We start from the raw sequence: 18268 nt of genomic DNA on the forward strand, positions 1-18268 counted from the left end.
CAGGAAACGATCTAGCTCCAGCGCCTATCAGCTAGCAAACTTCCAATCATCTCCCTGCGATAAGTCAACATCGATTCACTAACGTTCATCGTGTTTCCTTTATCTCAGTCGATGATTCTCCAGTTTGTACGCTGATGAGCAAGGCGCTTACGCTTTTCTAATAGGAGGGGAAGTATGGGTCAGAATATTTTAGAAGTGGATAAATTGCAGACAGCTTTTCGTACGGATAAGGGAGAGGTTGTTTCGGTAGAGGAGGTTACATTTCATCTTCAGCCAGGTGAAACCATTGGGATTGTGGGGGAGTCGGGATGTGGTAAAAGTGTAACTTCCTTATCAATTATGAGATTACTAGGAAAACATGGATATATTAAAAAAGGTTCGATTAATCTGAATGGAAAAGATTTAGCGAAAATTTCAGAAGCAGAAATGCGTAAGGTTAGAGGAAATGAAATATCCATGATTTTTCAGGAACCGATGACTTCTTTAAATCCAGTTTTTACGATCGGTAATCAAATGGTGGAATTAATTCGTTTACATATGGGCTTAAACGCTAAGAAAGCGAAAAGCTATGCGGTAGAAATGCTTAAGAAAGTAGGTATTCCGAGAGCAGAGGTAATTATAGATGAATATCCACATGCTCTTTCAGGAGGAATGCGTCAAAGGGTAATGATAGCGATGGCTCTATCTTGTAAACCTAAGCTATTAATTGCAGATGAGCCAACTACTGCATTAGATGTAACGATACAGGCACAGATTCTTGAATTAATGAAAAGCTTAAAAAATGAGTCAGAGACAGCTATTATGATGATTACTCATGACTTAGGCGTAATTGCAGAAATGGCCGATAAAGTAATTGTTATGTATGCAGGACAAGTGGTAGAAGAGGCAGATGTCTTTACTCTTTTCGATGAGCCGAAGCATCCATACACCAAAGGCTTAATCGACTCCATTCCACATTTAGAATATGATTCTCAGGAAAAATTGTATTCTATTCCTGGCTCTGTTCCAACATTACAGCAAATGCCAAAAGGGTGTAGATTCCACACGAGATGTCCTTATGTAACGGAAAAATGTATTTCCGAAAAACCTCCCCATATTAGCATAGACAATAAACTGAATCATAAGGTTCGTTGTTGGCTATATGAGGAAAATCAGCAAGAGAGTATGCCAAATGAAGAGAGGGAGGTTACTGTATGAGCATAGAAACTTTACCTAAAAAAGACGGAATATTCAAAGAACAAGAACAACCGTTAGTAGAAATTCAAAATCTAAAGAAATACTATCCAATTAAGAAAGGTATTCTCTCGAAAACAGTTGGTCATGTAAAGGCAGTGGATGGGCTTAATTTTTCCATATATCCTGGGGAAACTATTTCTCTTGTTGGGGAGTCGGGATGTGGGAAATCCACTACTGGTAGAGCGATTGTAAAGCTAGATCCACCGACTGAAGGGAAAGTGTTATTTGAAGGCAAAGATATGGCAACGATTCAACATAAGGAATTGAGAAAAATTCGGACAGAGATGCAAATCATCTTTCAGGATCCTTATTCTTCTCTTAATCCACGTAAGCGAATAGGAGATTTATTGGCGGAACCATTAATTGCCCATCGACTTGCCACGAAAGAAGAGGCAAATAAAAAGGTAGATCAAATACTTGAAATTGTAGGGTTAACGAAATTCCATAAGAGCCGATATCCTCATGAATTTTCTGGAGGTCAAAGACAAAGGGTTGGTATCGCCAGGGCACTTATGTTAAATCCGAAATTGGTTGTTTGTGATGAACCAGTATCAGCGTTGGATGTGTCTATCCAAGCTCAAGTATTAAATTTATTAAAAGATTTACAAAAAGAATTTAACTTAACTTATCTATTTATCGCTCATGGTCTAGGAGCGGTTAAGTATATAAGTGATCGAATTGCAGTTATGTATTTAGGGAAAATCGTTGAAATTGGAAAGACAGAAGAAATATTTAAAAATCCTAAGCACCCATATACGAAAATATTGTTAAGCGCTTATCCTATTCCAAATCCCCATCTTCGAAATAGAGAAAGGATTGTAGTAGAAGGAGATGTTCCGAGTCCGGCAAATCCACCAAAGGGCTGTAGATTTCATACAAGATGTCCAATGGCCCAAGCTATTTGTAAGGAGAAGGAGCCACTATTGAATGCAACAGATCATTCCGTTGCCTGTCATTTTCCACTAAATTAAAGGAGGGAGATTTGTTTGTTCCAATATATTATCAGGAGATTATTAATAGCCATTCCGGTGTTGTTGGGAGTAACTATATTTAACTTTTTAATTATTAACCTCGCTCCTGGTAACCCTGTGGATATGTATATTAATCCAGATACAACCCAGGCAGATATCGATGCGAAGAAAGAAGCATTGGGACTTAATGATCCCATCTACGTTCAGTACTTTAGATGGCTTGGAAATCTTTTGCAAGGAGATTTTGGTTTTTCGTATACAACGTATGAACCAGTGTTGGATTTAGTACTAAATAGAGTAGGGCCAACGTTGCTTCTCATGAGTACGGCTTTAATTATTGCTTATATCATTGCCATTCCAATTGGAATTTTAAGTGCAACTAAACAGTATTCTTGGATTGATTATTTAACAACTACATTTTCTTTTTTAGGTGTATCTATTCCTAACTTTTTCTTAGGCTTGGGAAGTATTTATGTTTTTGCACTTGTATTAAATATTTTACCTACAGGTGGAATGTTTACACTAGGTAGCAATGGAGGATTTGTTGATACGTTTTTCCACCTAATTATGCCAGCAGCTATATTAGGGACTGGAATTGCAGGAAGTACAGTCCGCTACGTTAGAAGTAGCATGCTAGAAGTGCTAGGGCAGGATTATTTGCGGACTGCGCGAGCGAAAGGATTAAAGGAATTTATTGTTACGAATAAACATGGGTTAAAAAATGCGTTGATTCCAATAATTACAATTATCGGGATGGAGATACCAATTTTAATTGGTGGAGCAGTTGTCACAGAACAAATTTTTCAATGGCCTGGTTTAGGACAATTAACGATTCAGTCTATTTCATCACGTGACTATCCTACATTGATGGCTATCAATTTTATCGCAGCACTTGCTGTATTATTCTCTAATCTACTTGCTGATATTTTATATGCGGTTGTAGATCCACGAATAAAGTATAACTAAGGGGGAGTGAACATGAGTATTCCTAATGTGAAAATGGATACGGACTTACCAGTAAATAATGTGGTGATTCCTGTTCAAGAGCAGTTGGGGAATGAAGAAAGCTACCTGAAACTAATAACAAAGCGATTCTTTAAACATAAGTTAGCAGTTGTTGGACTGATTATTTTTTCATTAATGGTTTTGGTTGCAATCTTTGCTCCAGTCATTGCACCACATAATCCCTATTCAGTGGATGGAGAATTTGCAGCGGCTCCATCTGCGGAAAACATCCTTGGTACAGATGAAGTAGGAAGGGATTTGTTTAGTCGCTTATTATATGCTGCCAGAGTTTCCTTATCTGTAGGAGTAGGGGCAGTCGCAATCTATGTTGCCATCGGTACGATTCTAGGAGCGATTGCGGGGTATTTTGGCAAATGGGTAGATATGGTAATCATGCGTATTACAGATGTATTCATGTCATTCCCCTATTTAATGGTTATTTTAGTCCTTGTAAGTATTATGGGTCCTAGTCTTTTTAATGTAATTTTAGTATTAGGCTTACTCGGATGGCCGTCAATTGCTAGATTAGTAAGAGGTTGTGTACTAACGATTAAAGAAATGGATTATGTAAAAGCGGGTGTCGCATTAGGCTATTCAACACCAAAAATCGTCTTTCAGCATATTCTACCAAACTGTATTGCACCTATATTAGTAAATGCTACATTCGGTATTGCGTCTGCCATTATTATGGAAGCATCTCTTAGTTTTCTAGGAATGGGAGTTCAGCCTCCAACAGCAAGTTGGGGCAATATGTTAAACGAAGCTCAATCTATTACAGTACTTGCAACGCAGCCTTGGTTATGGATTCCACCTGGAGTTATGATATTACTTGCTGTTTTATCTATTAATTTTATGGGGGATGGCTTAAGAGATGCAATGGATCCGAAGAGCCTAAAATAATGGAGGAAATGTATTTACTAACATTATAGAAAAATAGACGGGGGAAAAATCGATGAAAAAATTCAAAATGATATTTAGCATGTTTTCCATAGTAATATTATTATTGCTTTCGGCATGTGCTGGTGCAAATAACACAGCATCAACAGGCGGAGGGTCTAAGGAAAATACAATGTATCTCGGACTAGTAAATGCTCCAGTAAGTTTTAACCCAATAAACTCTTCTGATATTGCAGCTGCATGGTTAGAAAAGTTTATGTTTGATACCTTTTTAGAAATGACTGCACCATTGGAATTTACACCAAAGCTAGCAGAATCCTTCGAAACAGAGGATAATCAAACATTTACAATAAAGATTAACAAGGATGCTAACTGGTCTGATGGCACACCAGTTACCTCTGCAGACGTTGCTTTTACTTTAAATTTAGTTGCTAATCCAAAGACTGAAACAGCTGTTGGAGCTTATTTAACCCAATTAGAGGGGTTAACGGTAAATGGAAAACTTCCAGACGGTGTAACAGAAATACCTTCTTTGACTATTGTTGACGATAAGACGATTCAATTTAAAACAAAAGCACCAGTTGATCCGAATATGGTGAAGGAACAGTTAGGGTCAAAATTTATGATTCTACCAGAACATAAGCTAAAGGACATTGCTCCAGAAAATCTACAAAAAGATCCTTTTATGATGAATCCAACTGTAACAAATGGACCTTTCAAATTTGTTAAGTATGCGAAAGACCAGTACGTAGAATATGAGAAAAACGAAGATTATTATTTAGGAGAAGTAGAATTAGATAAACTATTCGTGAAAATAATGCCAGCAGCAAACCTTGTAGCCCAGTTACAAACAGGGGAGATTCATATGAATGCAGCGGCGGGTATTGGGAAAATTGCTGTTCAAGATTTTGAAACAGTAGAAGGCTTTGATAATGTAACGACAAAAACAGAGAAAACATATGGATATCAAAATATGAGTTTTAATATGGAAACTATTACAGATCAAAAAGTTAGACAGGCAATTGCATATGCAATTGACCGTCAAAAAATTGTTGATCAATTACTTAAAGGAGAAGGAGAAATTGTAGACGGACCGTATACGTCTATCAGTCCTTATCTTGATACAGAGTTAGAAACATACACATATGATCCAGAAAAATCGAAGCAATTGCTAGAAGAAGCAGGTTGGGATTTCGATAAGACATTAGAATTCGTTGTTCCAATCGGAAACAAAGTACGTGAGCAATCAGCAAATATTATTGCAGAAAATCTTAAAGCGGTTGGCTTAAAGCTAAATACGACTACGTATGACTTCCCAACCATTATGGCAAAAGCGAAAGCTGGAGAATATGATTTAATGTTAATTGGTTTCACTAATACAATTGATCCAGATTTAACAACGATTTATGGTTCAAGTGGATCAAGTAACTATACGAAGTATAACAATCCAAAGGTAGACGAATTGCTTGAGAAAGGTAAACAAGAACCAGATACAGAAAAACGTAAACAGATTTATAATGAACTTCAAGCAATTTGGAGTGAAGAGATGCCACTATTTACACTGTACTCCGACTATGACTTTGCAGCAGTTTCGAAAGATGTAGCAGTTGGAGGACCAAAGATTTTCGGTTTCCATAACGAACTATATAAATGGTCATTGACAGGTGCAAACTAAATAAGGGAAGAACGACTAAGCCTATACTATATGGGGCTTAGTCGTTTTTGATTTTAGGTAACACAGGGTTTGGTTGAAAAAGAGAGTTTGGCTGAAAAGCTGTTGGGTTTGGCTGAAAAAAGAGAAGTTTGGCTGAAAAGCTGCTGGGCTTGGCTGATAAAAGGAAAATTCAGCTGATATCCTGCTGGGTTTTGGCTGATAAATATTAATGGATAGCCGAAAAAATAATACTTTGTTTCCGGCACATGTAAAAGAAAAAATTCTTCCGTAAATTCCCTCTTTTCTTCCTTCCATTTAGTAAATTATTGTTTTCTAACTTACTAAAAAGAGGTATGATAAAAATAATGTTTAGTAAACCTAAAGAAGTTACATCGATGGTTGAAAGGAACGGATTTTCAACCAATCAGAACAAAGGCTGGAGGGAACAATGTCAAAGATATTTGGTAGGCTTCGTGTATATAAACTAAGTATAACGATTGCTCTTTTTCTTATGTTAACAGAGCTCGCTGTAGAATTAGTTCAACCGTTAATAATGGCAAAAATTATTGATGATGGTTTGGCTCATCAAGATACAAAAGTTGTGCTAATTTGGGGAGGGTTGCTAATTCTGTTTTCCCTTGTAGCATTTGCTGCTGGAATCATAAATACTTTTTATTCTGCCCATGTTTGTCAGAATTTTGGCTACAGTCTTCGGAATGAGTTATATCAAATCATTCAATATTTTACCTTTTCCAGCAGTAATGTTTTTGCAAGTTCCTCTTTAATTACTAGATTAACCAATGATATTACGCAATTACAAAACACCATATTTATGGGACTGCGATTTTTATTAAGGGCACCACTTTTAATCATTGGCGGAATTATTATGTCATTTGTAGTCAATGTGAAATTGGCACTCATTCTGGCGATTACGATTCCTTTAATCGTTGTGATGTTTATTTGGGTTATTAAAATAGGAAGAAATCTTTTTCAATCTGTACAAAAAAAGTTAGATCATGTTAACAGCGTGATGCTGGAAAATTTAACAGCAGTCCGACTTATTCGTGCATACATCCGTAAGCAATTTGAAAGAAATCGTTTTACACAAACGAGTGAGGATTTGAAAAATCTTACACAAAAAGCATTACGAATAATGGAAACAACAGTGCCGCTTTTGTTATTTGCTATGAATTTATGTATTATTGCAATACTTTGGTTTGGTTCAGGACAAATCAATACAGGTGAGGCTCAGATAGGAGAGGTAGTAGCGATTATTAATTACACATTAAGAATAACTTCTTCTATTTCTGTAGTTAGTATGTTAGTAATGGTAATCTCTCGTTCAAAAGCTTCCGCTGATCGTATACAAGAGATTATTGATATAGAAGAAAAGGATACGGATAATCCAGTAGGAAATATGGAAACAACAATTAAAGGGAAAATTAATTTTCAGCATGTATCCTTTCAATATCCATCTAATAGAAGAAACACGATTGAAAATCTGCAATTTACCATTCAGCCAAAAGAAAGCATTGCAATATTAGGAGCAACAGGTTCAGGGAAAACAACACTTTTCCAATTAATTCCTCGGCTTTATGAACCTACAGAAGGAACCATTTTAATTGATGATAAGCGTGCGGATTCCTTTTCTTTAAATGCGTTAAGAAAGCAAATTGGCTATGTACCACAGGAATCGATGCTTTTTACTGGTACAATTAAAGAAAATATTATGTGGGGAAATCCAAATGCAACCTTTGAAGAAGTCGTGCAGGCTGCAAAGGATGCACAAATACATGAAACGATTATGCTAATGCCTCATACATACGATACAAGAATTGGGCAAAAGGGAGTTAATTTATCAGGTGGACAAAAACAGCGTCTATCGATCGCAAGGGCACTTGTCAGAAAGCCGAGTATTCTCCTTTTAGATGACAGTACAAGTGCATTAGATTTAAAGACAGAAAAAAAATTGCTTGATGCTGTAGCAGCGTATCAATGTACACTTTTACTCATTACCCAAAAAGTATCTACTGCTATGAAGGCAGATCGGGTGATGCTAATAGAAAATGGCCGTATCGTAAGCTTTGCCCCCCATGATCAACTATGGAAAACAAATAGTCTTTATCAAAAAATAGTCGAATCGCAACTAGGGGAAGGAGAGTGGGAGAATGCAAAGGGAACTAACCGATCCATTTCGTTATCCTAAGCCTAATTTAAAACCGGATGCTCCAGTTGTTAAAAAAGGGAAAAAACCAAAGAATATGGGGAAAACCTTATATCGGTTATGGAATTATCTTGCCCAAAAAAAATGGTTGCTTTTTCTTGTTTTAGTAATGGTTGCACTAAGCTGTGCATTAAGTTTATTAGGACCATATATATTAGGGATGTCTATTGACCGTTTTATTGTAAACAGAAATTTAGATGGATTTACGGGAATGCTAGTATTACTTGGCTGTATTTATTTCCTTAATTCAGTTGCATTATTTTTACAAAGCTATTGGATGATTGGAATCGCACAATCAACTGTTTTTCAGCTAAGAGCGAATTTATTTCATCAATTTCATGAAATACCAATTAGTTATTTTGATAAAAAACAGCATGGGGAGCTAATGAGTCGTGTTACCAATGATATTGAAAATGTAAGCTCCACCTTAAATAGCTCTGTTATTCAAATTTTTTCTAGTATTATCACTTTAATCGGTACTGTTGTTGTAATGTTTATACTCAGCCCATTATTAACGGTGCTTACTTTAATAATCGTTCCAGTAATGTTTATAGGGATGAAGTGGATAACAAGCAGAACGGGTGTGTTATTTAAGGAGCAGCAAAAAAACTTAGGCAATTTAAATGGTTTTATTGAGGAATCTATTTCAGGACAAAAAATCGTCAAAACCTTTTCGCTAGAAGAAAAAATGATTGATGATATGAAGGGGAAAAGCGAAAAACTTAAGAATTCTGCTTACTGGGCACAAGTATATTCAGGCTTTATTCCAAAGCTAATGAATATGTTAAACAATGCTAGCTATGCCGTCATTGTTGGAGTTGGCGGGCTATTAGCACTGAAATCGGGTGCTGTATCAATTGGGGTTATTGTAATTTTCGTTGAATATTCGAGACAATTCACTCGACCATTGAATGATTTATCAAATCAATTTAATACTTTGTTATCTGCAATTGCGGGGGCAGAAAGAGTATTTGAGGTATTAGATGAGGAAAGAGAAGAAGTAGATGAAAAAACGGCAAGTACGATAAAGGAAATAAAGGGAGAAGTGCTATTCAAGCAAGTTTCCTTTTCATATGAGTCGGATAAAGAAATATTGAAGGATATTAGTTTTAAAGGAAATCCTGGAGAAACAATAGCTTTGGTTGGGCCAACTGGCGCTGGTAAAACGACGATTATCCAGCTAATAACGAGATTTTATGATGCAACTACCGGAAGTATATTGGTAGATGGTCATGAGATTAAAAAAATTAAAAGAGAAAGCCTTCGATCACATATGGGATTTGTGCTTCAGGATAGTTATTTATTTGAAGGAACGATACGAGAAAATATTCGATATGGCAGATTGAACGCAACAGATGAGGAAGTGGAGAATGCAGCAAAAATGGCGAATGCTCATAGCTTTATTGATCATCTTCCAGAAGGATATGATACGATTCTTTCTGCAAATGGGAACGGAATAAGTCAGGGGCAAAAGCAATTATTATCCATTTCTCGAGCCATCTTAGCGGATCCGTCCATTCTGATTCTCGATGAAGCAACTAGCAGTATTGATACCATTACAGAAGTGAAAATTCAAGAGGCGCTAAAACGCTTGATGAAAGGGAAAACAAGTTTTGTTGTTGCCCACCGATTGAATACAATTAAGCATGCGGATATGATCCTTGTTTTAGATAAGGGAATGATTATCGAAAAAGGTTCTCATGAAGAGTTATTGGAAAAAAGAGGATTTTATTATGAATTACATCAAAATCAATTTTCAGAACCAGCAGAGTAGGTTAGTATAAAAAAATCATTTAATGCACCGGTTGGTCAGTATAATCATTAAGCTTATAGAACAGTATTTCTCTTTCTTATTGCCTTGTATATAGGATATTAAAGGGAGTGCTGTTTATTTTATATTAAAAAAGGTATTGGATAAAAATGATATTTGACTGACCGGTCATTTTGGTTTACTATATAAATAGATTCGGTGAGAGTCAACACCCGAAAATAGCTCGACGTATATAAAGGTGGATGTTGAATATGAAAACAATTGACCAAATTATTGAATTTTTAAAGAGTATCGGAGTAGACGCAGAAAAGGTTTATAGGAATCCAAAGGAGACATACTAGTTGATGGAAAGTGTAAAACAACTCAAAACATATATGGAAGATAATCATTTTGATTTACATGAATTATCAAATGAACTGAACGAATGGAAAAATAGTTTAATCATATACAACTTTGCTTTAGATGAGATAAATACAAAATTAAAAATTATAAATGAAGAATTTCAATTTATCCATAATCATAATCCGATTGAACATATAAAATCTCGCATTAAGGACCCAAGAGGAATCATGCAAAAGCTACATCGAAAAGGGCATGCTATTACGATTGAAAATGCAAAGAAATATATTCATGATATTGCTGGTGTCCGTATTACATGTTCTTTTATTTCGGATATTTATGAAGTTTTTAATATTATTGAAAAGCAAGATGATATTAAGGTTCTGCAGGTTAAGGATTATATAAAAAATCCAAAACCAAATGGCTACAAAAGCTTACATTTAATTATTAGTATTCCTGTCTTTTTAAGCACTGGAATGCAAGAAGTTTGTGTTGAAATTCAAATAAGAACGATAGCGATGGATTTTTGGGCAAGTCTTGAACATAAAATTTATTATAAATTTGACAAAGATGTTCCCGGCCATTTACTGAATGAACTAAAGGAAGCAGCAGATGCAGCACATGAATTAGATGTAAAAATGAAGAAGATTAAAGATCGTGTCGATATCTTTCAAACGGTAGGAAAGCATCAGACGTTAATATAATTAGTAGGGGAAGTTTCCTCAGGGATGAACTTCCCTTTTTTATGGAAGATGATTCAAAGTCAGCAGATATAACTAACCTCACCCACAAACACCATCAAAAATATAACCTATCTTAATAAAGAAGGTTTCATATCAATTTTTCCGTAAATAATTTATAATAAGAAGACATATTTTAAGGTTAGATGCAATTCGTCTAACTTTTGCTTAAAAAGGAGAACGAAATGAAAGAACAGCAATTTTGGAATACATTTAAACCGTTTATACAACAAAACTGGGAGAAAGCGAATTTTAAACAAGCAACGTCTATCCAGGAACAATCCATCCCACTTATATTAGAGGGGAAAGATGTAATTGCTGAGTCCCCTACAGGAACAGGAAAAACATTAGCTTATTTACTGCCCGTTTTAAATAAATTGGATACGGAATCAAAGAATATCCAGGCGATTTGTCTTGCTTCTTCTCAAGAGCTTGTCATGCAAATTTTAGCAGAAGTACAAAAATGGGGAGAGGGTAGTGGTATTCGTTCCGCTTCTTTTATTGGGGGAGCCAATGTCAAAAGGCAATTGGAAAAGCTTAAAAAACATCCTCATCTTGTTATTTGTACACCTGGAAGAGCATTAGAGTTAATTAAACAAAAGAAATTGAAAATGCATGAAGTAAAAACAGTTGTGCTAGATGAAGCGGATCAATTACTGGTTTCAGAGCATTTAGAATCTGTACGACAAATTGTTAAAGCCACTTTAAAAGATAGACAAGTAGTCTTATTTTCCGCAACCTTGCCAAAACAAACAGAGGCTATTGCAAAGGAACTTGTTCAAGATGCAGAAATTATCCGTGTGAAAAAGGATAAGATGATTGATGCTGCAGAAGTGGAGCATATTTATTTTCAAGCAGAGTATCGAGATAAGGTAAAGCTATTGGAACCTATCTCTCGTTTGGAAGATGCAAAAATTCTTGTCTTTGTAAAAGATATTGGTAATTTAAGTGTTATACATGAAAAATTAGCGTATAAAAATATCCATACGAGTATTCTCCATTCTGATCTGAATAAAATGGAGCGCCAAAAGTCGTTAAATGATTTCCGAGGTGGAAAGCGAAATATGTTGCTAGCAACTGATGTGGCAGCAAGAGGGCTTGATATTCAAAATATCACCCATGTCGTTCATTATGATTTAGCGACAGATCAGACACAATATATCCATCGTTCTGGTAGAACGGGGAGATTTGGTGCATCGGGAGTTGTTGTTAGTTTAGTTACGGAAAGAGAAGAAAGAGAACTGAAACAACTAGCCAAGAAGTTACATTTAAAATTATTGAGAAAAAACTTTTATCATGGAAACATCGTAGATTATCAAATGAAAACAAAAAAATAATAAATTAATAAAGCTGTCGTCAACCGAAAAGAGTAGGTTAGACGACAGCTTTTTTTTAGATAGAAAAAGAAAAAATTATACTTTCCCTTAGGGAGAAATAGGAACGAAGTAGTATACCTTAGATAAAAATAAAATATTGGCATAAAAATGGAGAAATTTCACAAGATAATACCATAAATAAACAAAGAACTTAAAGGAAGGATTAAATGGTAACTTTTGCTTATCTTTTAATATTTATATCTATGGGCATCTTGACCATTGGATTAGATGTATTTGTGTTTCATGAGGGATTCATGAGTTGTTTTAAAAAAATTTATGAAGCGGAAGTCGGTGCAGGTGCAATAACTATCGTATTTACCGCTATATTTGGATTTGTTTGGTCTATTATCGTTGATTTTAGACTTTGGAAAAATAAAAAAAGGGGAAGCTGAAAACGCCAGGATGAATTTCTATCGTCTTAAAAGGAATTAGCTAGGAACAAACTCCCGCAAAAGTCTAAGCGATGTTTCTAACGATTACTAAGGCAGATGGAATAACGACTGATTGTAGTATCACTTTATCTAGATAGTAGCCAACTTAAATTAGCGATTGATTTTAGTATGCTTTTACTCTTAGAAAAAGGGTACAACTGCTTTGTTAACTTAGATAAATCTCTTTTGTTCAATCTAGGTATACCTTATCCAAAGAACATGTTTGTTCTTTTGTATACATCTGAACCAAGGCGCTTGCGCTTTTCTAAAAGGAAGTGTGTAACAGCATGTTAAAAGAAAATATTTCGTTAACTCAATTGGCGGCGGTAATTTTTAATTTCCAAATAGGGAGTACGATTGTAATAGGCCTTGGTTTAAAAGCGAAGGAGGATGCGTGGATTGTTCTTTTAATTGCTTTAGGATTAGGAGTAATTATTACTTACTTTTTTATTTTTATGACTTCTTTAGCTCCAGGGAAAAACTTATTTGAGATGTTTGAGTATTGTTTTAAGCGTCCAATCGCGATAGGTCTCAGTCTTGTTTATGCTATCTATTTTTTTTATTATAGCTGTCGAATTATTAGAGACTTTGGAGAGTTGATTTCTAGTACTGTACTTCCTATAACACCAATTGAGGTATCGACTATAATGCTTGTTCTGGTGATGGGATATATTTTGTACATGGGATTGGAAGTACTTGCGAGAACAGCAGAAATCTTTACTCCGTATGCGTTTATCTTTATTATTCTGTTATTTATTTTTTTGTATGCTGGAAATAATATCGATTTTTCCAATATTCGACCAATATTAAAGGAAGGATTCAAGCCTCTATGGAGCAGCATTTTTCCTTATGAAATTGTTCGGCCCTATGGACAATTGCTTATTTTAACACTCATATTGAGCAATGTTTCAAATGCTAAATACAGCAAAAAAATAATTATTTATAGTGTCCTTATATCAAGTCTATTACTACTAGTAACGTCGTTGATGATTATTTTGTCATTGGGGCATGATATCGCTTTACGCTCCAATTTTCCATTGTTAAGTGCAGCCAGACTAGTTTCTATCAGTAATTTCCTGCAACGAATAGATGCTATTGTTGTTTTCAGTATGATGCTAGGAACACTTGTAAAAAGCTGTATCTATATTTATGGAGGATTAAAAGCTTTAGAATATATTTTTAATCAGACATTTCGATATTTTTCCATGCCGATGGCTTGCGTTGTAGGCGTTTTTACAACATTGATTGCTCGAAATTATTCAGATCATATGAATGAAGGGCTACAGTCTAATCCCTTTCTATTACATTTACCTCTTCAATTTGGATTACCAACACTTATGGTGTTTATTATGCTAATAAAACAATGGCAAAAATCTGGCTCCAAGAAAAAGATGAACAAAGATTCCTCCGAGCACGGTTCATAAAGGTTGCTGTTGATTAGAAAAAGAAAGATGAAGATTATGGAATACGCTTGTTTCCAATATAGATGAACGTACTAGATGACTTGAAAATAAGATAGAAATTAAAACCAATAAGGTGCTGAATAATTATGTTGACAGAAAAACTATCTTTAACGCAAATATTTACGATGATAATCAATTTCCTTCTTGGAAGTTCTATCGTAGTTGGCATTGGAATTGATGCCAAAAGAGATGCATGGCTAGTTGTCTTAATTGGTATGTTTGTCGGTTTAATTATTATGAGTTTTTATCTTTATTTAATGTCATTGCTCCCAGGGAAAAATATATATGAGATTATGGAATATTGTTTTTCTCGAAAAATTGCTGTTTTTCTGGCTCTTATCTATTTAAGCTATTTTATCTATATTGCTGCAAGAATTATTAGAGACTTTGGGGAATTAATAACTTCTGCCATTCTTCCTGCAACGCCAATCGAATTCACGATATTCACCCTTATGCTAGTAATAGGCTATATATTGTATTTAGGTATTGAGGTATTAGGAAGAACCGCAGAAATATTTAGCCCCTATATGTTTTTATTTGTATTTTTGTTGTTTATCTTATTATACGCTGGAGACAAAATAAACCTTACTAATGTGCAGCCAATTTTGAGCACCGGTTTTAAGCCAATCATTAAGTCTACCTTTCCTTCTATTATTGCCTTTCCTTATGGAGAATTAATAGCATTCACGGTTATTTTGGCACATATAGGGGATTTTAAAGTGGGTAGAAAGATATGCTTAATAAGTGTTTTTATAGCAAGCTTAATCTTATTATCTTCCGTTTTTCTCATTATTGCTACATTAGGTGAAAATACAGCAGTACGTGCTAACTTTCCCTTATTGATTGCTGCAAGGCTTGTTAGTATTGGTGAGTTTCTTGAAAGAATAGACGTATTAGTTGTGTTTATTATGATGTTAGGAATATTAATTAAAAGTTCCGTGTTTTTATATGGTGGATTAAAAGGAATTGAGTATATTTTTAAGCTACCTTATCGTTATTTTGCCATGCCGGTTTCTTTCATAGTATCAATGTTTTCTATCTTTATTTCATTGGACTTTTCAGATCATATTGTGGAAGGCCTTAATGTAGATATATTCTTACTACATGTTCCACTTCAATTTGCCTTTCCTATTTTTATCGTGGCTGTATTGCTAGTGAAAAAATGGAAGGAACAAAGGAATGAGAAAAGGGGGCTAAAAGCATGAATTATTTTAAAAAAATAATGTCTATCAATAGCAAAAAGGAAATACCCTCCCATGTTGTTCCAACCAAAGCGGAAGAGATAGGTATAGATAAATTTACTTTTGAAGGGTTAAAGGAGAAAATTAGTTCAACCTTTGGGGATACTGCTGATTTGCAATCTGATGTCATTCAAGTAGGGAAAAGTGAAGGCTGTATCTACTATTTAGAAACAGTAGTTAATACGGAAATGTTAAAAGAAATGCTAGGAAATACGTTAGAGAATGCAGTGGATAAAGATATTGCGATAGAAACAATAGAAGATTTACATAATTTAAGTAAGCGAAGCTTTGGTGTATCAGGATATAAATTATTGAAGACAGTTAATCATATAGTTTCTTCCCTTTTGGAGGGGCGTATCGTGATTGTTTTCAGAGGTGTTGGGGAAGCACTTAGTTTAAATTATTTAAACAGTGAAGGCAGGGCGGTAGCCGAGCCGACTACACAGACCGTCGTAAGAGGACCAAAGGACTCTTTTGTAGAGGATGCCACGACAAATATTAACTTAATAAGAAAAAGAATAAGAAATCATCACTTACGTTTTGAGAAGTTTATGCTTGGGAACGAAACTCGTACAAATGTTTACATGGGTTATATGTATTCAATAGCAAATGAAAAAATAGTAGAAGAAGTGCGATCAAGATTAAATAAGATTGATATTTCTGCTGTGTTTGAGTCTGCGAATGTGGAGGAACTAATTGTTGATAAGAGTATGACTGTTTTTCCACTCGCAATGAATACAGAACGTCCGGATGCGGTTGCAACCTATTTAATGGATGCAAAGATTGTCATTATTATTGATGGGTCACCATTTGTATTAATTGTTCCAGCCGTTCTTACTGATTTTTTTACTTCCCCAGAGGATAACTATCAAAACTATTTTATGAGTAGCTTTGTTCGAATGATCCGATATTTATCGTTTATGATTGGTCTAATCATGCCTTCCGCTTATGTAGGGGTTTTAACCTTTCATCCAGAGCTTTTACCCACTACTTTATTATTAAGTGTTATCGCTCAACGGGAGGATGTGCCTTTTCCAGCTGTTGTGGAGGTATTTATTATGGAAATTACGTTTGAAATTTTAAGAGAGGCAGGGGTAAGAATGCCGCGGGCTGTTGGTCAAACGGTTTCTATAGTAGGTGCATTAGTTATCGGACAGGCAGCGGCTGAAGCAGGAATCATTTCGAATATTATGGTTATTATCGTTGCGATTACTGCAATTGCCAATTTCGTTTTTCCAAATTATAATTTCGCAAACGCATCTAGACTTATACGATTTGTACTTATCATTGTTGCATCTATATTAGGTTTATATGGAGTTCTTTTAGTGCTTGTATTCATGGTTGCCCATTTAAGTTCACTTCGTTCCTTTGGGGTTCCATATTTAGCGCCAGTTGCTCCATTTATCATTGAAGATCAAAAGGATGTATTTGTCCGCTTCCCACTATGGTCGATTAGTAAGAGACCATCCTATTTAAGTCCAAATATAAAGAATAGGCAAAAGCCTCAAGGATCTCCGTCTCCCCCTAAACATGAAAGTGGGAAGAAAAAGTGAAAAGAATCGGTGTCTTTCTATGTATATTAAGCTGCTTATTTCTATTAACGGGGTGTTGGGATAGAAAAGAATTATCAGAAATTAAATTAGTAGCAGGGATGGCGATAGATAAAGGGGAAGATGGAAAATATAAAGTGACGGTAGAGGCGTTGAATGCTGCGGAATTAAATACCCAAACTGCTGCTGGAAATGCCCCTACCGTTGTGGAAGGGATTGAGGGTGATTCCATTTCTGAAATTACCCATCTTTTTAATGAGTATTACGCACAGTTTCTAATCTTTTCTCATATGAAAGTGTTAGTTATCAGTGAAGAATTAGCAAGCGCAGGGACACTTGACTTTATTGACTTTTTAGAAAGAAATAGAGAGGTAAGAGATGATTTTAACATTATTATAGCTAAAAATGGAAAAGCAGAAGATATTCTAAAAGTGACTGCCCATTATAGAAAGGCATCTTCTTTAAAGCTATCTCCACAATTGGATCATTTGTTGGAGGACTGGGGAGGGGACCCAGGAATGAACATAATCAATTTTATCTCCGAACTAAATTTGGAAGGAAAAGAACCAGTGCTTGCTACTGTACGGTTAAAGGGAGATGTAGAAAAAGGAATGAGCATGGAGAATATTAAGAAGGTAACTCCTGATGCGATTGTAGCGGTAGATTCGCTGGCAATTTTTAAAGAAGGTAGGTTGGTAGGTTTTCTTAGTTTAGAGGATGCGAGGAACTATTTATGGGTAAGAAATAAGTTAAAGACAACTTCTTTATCTATTGAATGCAAACAAGGAGACTATAGCGCTATTCGTGTAACAGAGTCACAAACAGAAGTAACATCTAAGTGGAAGAACGATAAGCCTTCTATTCGTGTGAAAATAAAAGCTGAAGGATTTATTGAAGGGACACAATGTTATAAAAGTGTGGCAGAGCTAGGTACGATTGCAAAATATGAACAGCTAATAAATAAAACTTTTTCAAAAAAAATAATGGATACTATTACGAAAGTTCAACGACAATACCAATCAGATATCTTTGGATTCGGAGAAACAATGAGAAGACAGGATTTTCATTCCTTTATGAAGGTAAAAGATAAGTGGGATGAAGAATTTGCAAAAGCAGATGTAAAAGTAGATATAGACTTTGTTCTTAGAAGGTCTGGAATCCGTTCTAAAAGCTTCTTAACAGAAACGGAAAAATAATAAATAGACTAAAAGGTTGAGACATAGGTATTCGAATCATAGACAAACCCGAAAAATCATATGATATGTGATTCTTCGGGTTTTTAATCGTTTATAAAAGGCGGCTTCTTATGAAAAAGCATTCTTTATTTAAGAGCTAAATTAGAGATTGTTCGTCTTTACAAATCGGCTATT

At 35.1% G+C, this 18268-nt stretch carries 14 protein-coding genes; all 14 read left to right on the plus strand.

What is annotated here, in order from left to right:
- The first annotated feature begins 174 nt into the window (after nucleotides 1-174).
- The 14 genes from NYE52_RS03005 to NYE52_RS03070 all read left to right on the plus strand — a co-directional run bounded on the left by NYE52_RS03005 (nucleotide 175) and on the right by NYE52_RS03070 (nucleotide 18094).
- Complete coding sequence (locus NYE52_RS03005) at nucleotides 175-1197, plus strand: ABC transporter ATP-binding protein (protein ID WP_341191706.1); 1023 nt, start codon at nucleotides 175-177, stop codon at nucleotides 1195-1197.
- Complete coding sequence (locus tag NYE52_RS03010) at nucleotides 1194-2207, plus strand: ABC transporter ATP-binding protein (protein ID WP_341191707.1); 1014 nt, start codon at nucleotides 1194-1196, stop codon at nucleotides 2205-2207. Before NYE52_RS03005 ends, NYE52_RS03010 begins: the two co-directional genes overlap by 4 nt.
- Before the next feature lie 15 nt (nucleotides 2208-2222).
- Nucleotides 2223-3173 carry an ABC transporter permease gene (locus tag NYE52_RS03015; protein ID WP_341191708.1) on the plus strand — a complete coding sequence of 317 codons (951 nt, stop codon included), beginning with the start codon at nucleotides 2223-2225 and terminating at the stop codon, nucleotides 3171-3173.
- 12 nt (nucleotides 3174-3185) lie between these two features.
- Entirely contained in the window at nucleotides 3186-4112 is a 927-nt protein-coding gene (gene opp4C / locus NYE52_RS03020; RefSeq protein WP_341191709.1) for an oligopeptide ABC transporter permease, read from the plus strand.
- A 52-nt stretch (nucleotides 4113-4164) separates the two neighbouring features.
- Nucleotides 4165-5784, plus strand: coding sequence for an ABC transporter substrate-binding protein (locus NYE52_RS03025; RefSeq protein ID WP_341191710.1), 1620 nt, complete (start codon nucleotides 4165-4167; stop codon nucleotides 5782-5784).
- Nucleotides 5785-6211: 427 nt separating this feature from the next.
- Entirely contained in the window at nucleotides 6212-7969 is a 1758-nt protein-coding gene (locus NYE52_RS03030) for an ABC transporter ATP-binding protein (protein WP_341191711.1), read from the plus strand.
- On the plus strand, nucleotides 7932-9761 hold the full coding sequence (locus tag NYE52_RS03035; RefSeq protein ID WP_341191712.1) for an ABC transporter ATP-binding protein: 1830 nt from the start codon (nucleotides 7932-7934) through the stop codon (nucleotides 9759-9761). The genes NYE52_RS03030 and NYE52_RS03035 overlap by 38 nt, the downstream gene beginning before the upstream one ends.
- Before the next feature lie 341 nt (nucleotides 9762-10102).
- Nucleotides 10103-10801 (plus strand): GTP pyrophosphokinase, encoded by a 699-nt coding sequence (locus NYE52_RS03040; protein WP_445669134.1) that lies wholly within the window; start codon nucleotides 10103-10105, stop codon nucleotides 10799-10801.
- 221 nt (nucleotides 10802-11022) lie between these two features.
- Entirely contained in the window at nucleotides 11023-12174 is a 1152-nt protein-coding gene (locus NYE52_RS03045) for a DEAD/DEAH box helicase (protein WP_341191713.1), read from the plus strand.
- Nucleotides 12175-12380: 206 nt separating this feature from the next.
- Nucleotides 12381-12605, plus strand: coding sequence for a hypothetical protein (locus NYE52_RS03050; protein ID WP_341191714.1), 225 nt, complete (start codon nucleotides 12381-12383; stop codon nucleotides 12603-12605).
- A gap of 326 nt (nucleotides 12606-12931) precedes the next feature.
- Entirely contained in the window at nucleotides 12932-14068 is a 1137-nt protein-coding gene (locus tag NYE52_RS03055; protein WP_341191715.1) for a GerAB/ArcD/ProY family transporter, read from the plus strand.
- A 125-nt stretch (nucleotides 14069-14193) separates the two neighbouring features.
- Nucleotides 14194-15312, plus strand: coding sequence for a GerAB/ArcD/ProY family transporter (locus tag NYE52_RS03060; RefSeq protein ID WP_341191716.1), 1119 nt, complete (start codon nucleotides 14194-14196; stop codon nucleotides 15310-15312).
- The gene (locus tag NYE52_RS03065; protein ID WP_341191717.1) at nucleotides 15309-16901 is read left to right on the plus strand and encodes a spore germination protein; all 1593 of its coding nucleotides are present in this window, start codon (nucleotides 15309-15311) and stop codon (nucleotides 16899-16901) included. Before NYE52_RS03060 ends, NYE52_RS03065 begins: the two co-directional genes overlap by 4 nt.
- Nucleotides 16898-18094, plus strand: a complete 1197-nt coding sequence (locus tag NYE52_RS03070; protein ID WP_341191718.1) for a Ger(x)C family spore germination protein — start codon at nucleotides 16898-16900, stop codon at nucleotides 18092-18094. Before NYE52_RS03065 ends, NYE52_RS03070 begins: the two co-directional genes overlap by 4 nt.
- The last annotated feature ends 174 nt before the right edge of the window (nucleotides 18095-18268 follow it).

This window comes from Niallia sp. FSL W8-0635 (assembly GCF_038007965.1).
Lineage (GTDB): Bacteria > Bacillota > Bacilli > Bacillales > Cytobacillaceae > Niallia.